This is a genomic window from Streptomyces malaysiensis subsp. samsunensis (assembly GCF_024519315.1).
GTDB lineage: Bacteria > Actinomycetota > Actinomycetes > Streptomycetales > Streptomycetaceae > Streptomyces > Streptomyces malaysiensis.
Genome location: NZ_JANIIC010000154.1, coordinates 1 through 5,171, shown reverse-complemented (window position 1 = coordinate 5,171; position 5,171 = coordinate 1). Strand labels below are relative to the sequence as shown.

At 71.8% G+C, this 5,171-nt stretch carries 2 protein-coding genes; both read left to right on the top strand.

Going from position 1 to position 5,171, the window contains the following annotated elements; genetic code table 11:
- The coding region (locus NQU54_RS47965) for a KR domain-containing protein (RefSeq protein WP_257636555.1) at positions 1 to 1,125 on the top strand (1,125 nt) is incomplete at its 5' end.
- Positions 1,126 to 1,221: 96 nt separating this feature from the next.
- Positions 1,222 to 5,171: type I polyketide synthase (locus NQU54_RS47960; RefSeq protein WP_257636554.1), on the top strand; the 3,950-nt coding region annotated here is incomplete at its 3' end.

The following is a 5,171-nucleotide window of genomic DNA, read 5'->3' as shown; positions in this document are numbered from 1 at the left end:
CAACACGGCGCCCGAATCCGCGTCCGTTCCTGCGAACTCACCGACCGCACCGCACTCGCCACACTCATCGACGACATCGGACCGCTGACCGGCATCATCCACACCGCCGGAGCCCTCGCCGACACCACCATCGACCACCTGGACACCAACGCACTCACCACCACCCTCATCCCCAAAGCCAACCCCGCCTGGTGGCTCCACGAACTCACCCAAGACCACGACCTCGCCCTGTTCGTCGTCTTCTCCTCCTCGGCAGCGGTGCTGGGCAGCCCCGGACAGGCCAACTACGCCGCCGCCAACAGCTTCCTCGACGCCCTGATCACCCACCGCCGCCGCCAGGGCCTGCCCGGCACCTCACTCGCCTGGGGCTGGTGGCAACGAACCGGCGCCATGTCCGCCCACCTCACCCAGGCCGACCACGACCGAATGACCCGCGCCGGTCTGTACGGCATCACCGAAGCCGAGGGCACCGCGCTGTTCGACACCGCCCTCGGCCGCGGGCTGGGCGCCGTCGCACCGGTCAAGCTCCACCTGCCCACCATCGCGCGTTCCGGCAGTGTGCCACCGGTGCTCCGCGCGCTGGTGCGCGCCGCCCGGCCAACCGCCAGCCAGGCAGCCGTCCAGGACGGCACCTGGGCCGACCGCGTCGCCGCGGTGGCACCCGAGGAGCGTCGGGCGGTCGTCCTCGAGTTGGTGCGGGCGCAGGCGGCCACCGTGCTCGGCCACTCGGGCGCCGAGCATGTCAGCCCGACCCAGGCGTTCAAGGACAGCGGCTTCGACTCGCTCACCGCCGTCGAGTTCCGCAACCGCGTCACCACCGCCACCGGACTGCGGCTACCCGCCACCCTGATCTTCGACCACCCCACGCCGAACACGCTGGCCGATCACCTGTTGACGCAGTTGGCCCCGGCCGACACCGGGCCCTCGCTGGCCGACCTGGACGGTATCGAGGTGACGCTGCGGGCGCTTGCCGAGGACGGGGAGCGACGGCCGGCCGTGGTGGCGCGGCTGAAGCAGTGGCTGTCGACGCTGGGCGCTGCCCAGCCCGCCGCCGACACCGCGCTGGACCTCGACGCGGCGAGCGCCCGGGAGATCTTCGACTTCCTCGACGGCAAAGCGGGTTAGGGCATGTCCCACTGATCTTCGACGGGTCGACCCGAAGAGCGTCGTCCCCACGGTCCGGTCCCCGTCCTTCCGGTTCACGTATGGAGCTGAGCACCGATGGCGAACGAAGACGAGTTTCTGCACTACCTCAAGAAGGCCGCCGCCGACCTGCGTGACGCCCGGCAGCAGCTCCAGGAGCTGGAAGCCAGGGACCGCGAGCCCATCGCGATCGTGAGCATGGCCTGCCGACTGCCCGGCGGCGTCGACTCGCCGGAGTCGCTGTGGGATCTGGTCGCCGCCGGTCGCGACGGCGTCTCCGCGTTTCCCATCGACCGCGGCTGGGACCTGGAGGGCATCTACGATCCGGACCCCGACCACCCGGGCACGACATACGCCCGGGAGGGCGGCTTCCTGGACGACGCGGCCGGGTTCGACCCGGCGTTCTTCGGCATCTCGCCGCGCGAGGCGCTGGCCATGGACCCACAGCAACGACTGCTGCTCGAGACCACCTGGGAGGTCCTGGAGCGCGCCGGTATCGACCCGGCGGCCCTGCGCGGCAGCCGCACCGGTGTGTTCACCGGCGTGATCCACAATGACTACGCCGACTGGTCGGCTGACGACACGGACCAGTTGGAGGGGTACCTGGGCAATGGCAGCGCGGCGAGCGTGGCGTCCGGCCGCGTCTCGTACACCTTCGGCTTCGAGGGCCCGGCCGTCTCGCTGGACACCGCCTGCTCCTCCTCCCTGGTCGCCCTGCACCTCGCCATACAGGCCCTGCGCTCCGGCGAATGCACCCTCGCCATCACCGGCGGCGTCACCGTACTGGCGTCGGTGGCGCCGTTCATCGAGTTCAGCCGACAGCGCGGCCTCGCCGACGACGGCCGCTGCAAAGCCTTCGCCGCCGACGCCAACGGCTTCGGCATGGCCGAAGGCATCGGCCTACTGCTCGTCGAACGACTCTCCGACGCCCAACGCCTCGGACACCCGGTACTCGCCGTGGTACGCGGCACCGCCGTCAACCAGGACGGCGCCTCCAACGGCCTCACCGCCCCCAACGGCCCCTCCCAACAACGCGTCATCCGCGACGCACTCACCAACGCCCAACTGTCCGCAACCGACATCGACCTCATCGAGGCACACGGCACCGGCACCAAACTCGGCGACCCCATCGAAGCCCAGGCCCTGATCGCCACCTACGGACAACACCGCGACCAGCCGGTGCGGCTCGGATCGCTGAAGTCCAACATCGGCCACGCCCAAGCCGCCGCCGGAGTGGCCGGCATCATCAAAACCGTCATGGCCATGCGCCACGGCATCATGCCCAAGACCCTGCACATCGACGAGCCGACCCCCGAAGTCGACTGGTCGGCGGGTGCGGTCGAACTCCTCACCGAACCCCGCGACTGGCCCACCACCGACCAGCACCCCCGACGCGCGGCCATCTCCTCCTTCGGTGTCAGCGGCACCAACGCCCACGTCATCCTCGAACAGGCCCCCACCACACCAGAACCCGACACCTCGGAGGCACCCCCGGCAGGACCGGTGCCCTGGATACTCTCCGCACACACCGAACGCGCCCTGCGGGAGTTGGCGCGGCGGTTGGTGACGCGGGACGAGGGATCCGTGACGGACGTGGCCTACTCGCTGCTGCACGGTCGCGCGGCGCTGCCCTGCCGGGCCGTGATGATCGGCGCGACACGGAAGGACTTCGCCGCCGAACTCGACGCGTTGACCTGCGGGTCCGGTCGGGCGTCGAAGGTGGTCTTCGTCTTCCCCGGCCAGGGTTCGCAGTGGATCGGTATGGGCCGCCGGCTGTGGGAGAGCTCCGCCGTCTTCCGCGACAGCGTGCTGCGCACCGACCGCGCGCTGGCCGAGTTCGTGGACTGGTCGGCCGCGGCCGTGCTGGCCGGCGAGCCGGGCAGGCCGGACCTGGACCGGGTGGACGTGGTCCAGCCGGTGCTGTTCACGGTGATGGTGGCGCTGGCCGACGTGTGGCGGTCCTACGGCGTGGAGCCCGCGGCCGTGGTGGGGCACTCACAGGGCGAGATCGCCGCCGCACACGTGGCGGGCGGCCTGTCGTTGCGGGACGCGGCCCGGGTGGTCGCACTGCGCAGCAAGGCGCTGACCGCGCTGGCCGGTGAGGGCGGCATGGCCGTCGTCCAGCGGTCGGTGGCATACGTGGAGGATCTGCTGACCCAGTGGGAGGGCCGGCTGTCGGTCGCGGTGGTGAACGGGCCGGAGGCAGTGGTGGTGTCCGGTCAGGTCGCCGCGCTGGAGGAGCTGCTGGCCACCGAGGACCGCGCCCGGCGAGTCGCGGTGGACTACGCGTCCCACTCGGCACAGGTGGAGCGGATCGAGGAGGAGCTGTCCCGAACGCTGACCGACGTCCAGCCGATGACGTCGCGGGTGCCGCTGTTCTCCACCGTGGAGCGGGACTGGATCGACACCGCGTCGATGGACACCGGCTATTGGTACCGGAACCTACGCCAGACGGTGTGGTTCGACGATGCGGTCGGCCGTCTTTCCGAGGCCGGTTTTGATGTGTTCGTCGAGGTCAGCCCGCATCCGGTGCTCACCGCGAGCGTACGGGAGAGCTGCCCGGATGCGGTGGTCACCGGGACGCTGCGGCGTGACCACGACGACGTGGCGACGCTGCTCGCCGCGGCGCGCGAACTCCACATCGGGGGTGCCCGGGTGGACTGGGCCGCGGTGGTCGGGGAGGGCCGGCGGGTGGACCTGCCGACCTACCCGTTCCAGCGGGACCGGTACTGGCTGGAGCGCGGGTCCGGCTCGGGCGGCGACGCCACCGGGCTGGGGCTGCTGCCGACGCGGTATCCGCTGCTGGGCGCGGTGACCACGATCGCCGGAAGCGGCGCGGTCGTGCTGTCGGGCCGGCTGTCGGTGGCCTCCATGCCATGGCTGGCCGACCACGTGGTGGCCGATACGGTCGTCCTGCCGGGCACCGCGCTGGTCGACATGGCGATCCGGGCCGGCGACGAAGTCGGCTGCGGTGTCCTGGACGAGCTGGTCGTACAGACCCCGCTGGTGCTCGACCGGGCCGCCTCCGTGCAGGTCAGTGTGGGACCGGCGGAGGCGGACGGGCGCCGCCCGGTGTCCGTGCACGCCCGGCGGGACGACGGCGACTGGGTCGAGCACGCGGTGGGTTCCCTCGCCGAGGAGGCCGACGTGCCCGTTCCGCCACGGAGTTGGCCACCCGCCGGGGCGGAGGCGGTCGACCTGACCGGGCTGTACGAGCGGTTGGCGGACGGAGGGCTGGCTTACGGACCCGCCTTCCAGGGACTGGAAGCGCTTTGGCGGCAGGACGGCAGCCTGTACGCGGAAGTCACCCTGCCCGAGGCGGCCGGGGACACCGCCGGATATGCGGTGCACCCGGCGCTGTTCGACGCGGCGCTGCACGCGGTCGTCGGCACGGCCGAGCTGGCCGGGATCAGGCTGCCGTTCGCCTGGACCGGCGTCGCGGTGCACGCCACCGACGCGACAAGGCTGCGGGTCCGGCTGGACACCGACGACACCGGCGCCGTCCGCCTCCTGGCCACCGACACCACCGGCGAGCCGGTCGTCACCGTCGACGCGCTGGTCACCCGGCCGGTCACCGCCGACCAACTGCGACGAGCCGACTCGGGCCCGGACGGCCTGTACGCCGTGGAGTGGGTCTCCCACACTCCGGCGACGCCCGCGACCGTACCGGTCTTCGAGCGGTACGTGGTGGAACCGACCGGAGACGACGTAGTCGCCGACACCCACCGGGCCACCACCGACACACTCGCACACGTCCAGCGACACCTGGCCGCGACCACCACCCCGCTCGTCGTCCAAGCGCCCTACGACGACCTCGCCGCCGCGGCCGTCTGGGGGCTGCTCCGCACCGCGCAGACCGAACACCCGGGCCGCATCGTGCTGGTCGACACCGACGACCGCCCGGCCTCCCAAGAGGTCCTGCCCATCCTGGTCGCCTCCGGCGAACCCCAGGCCCGCATCCGCGACGGCGCCGTCACCCTCCCCCGACTCGCACGCCTGTCGGCGGACACCGAATCGGTCGCGATCGG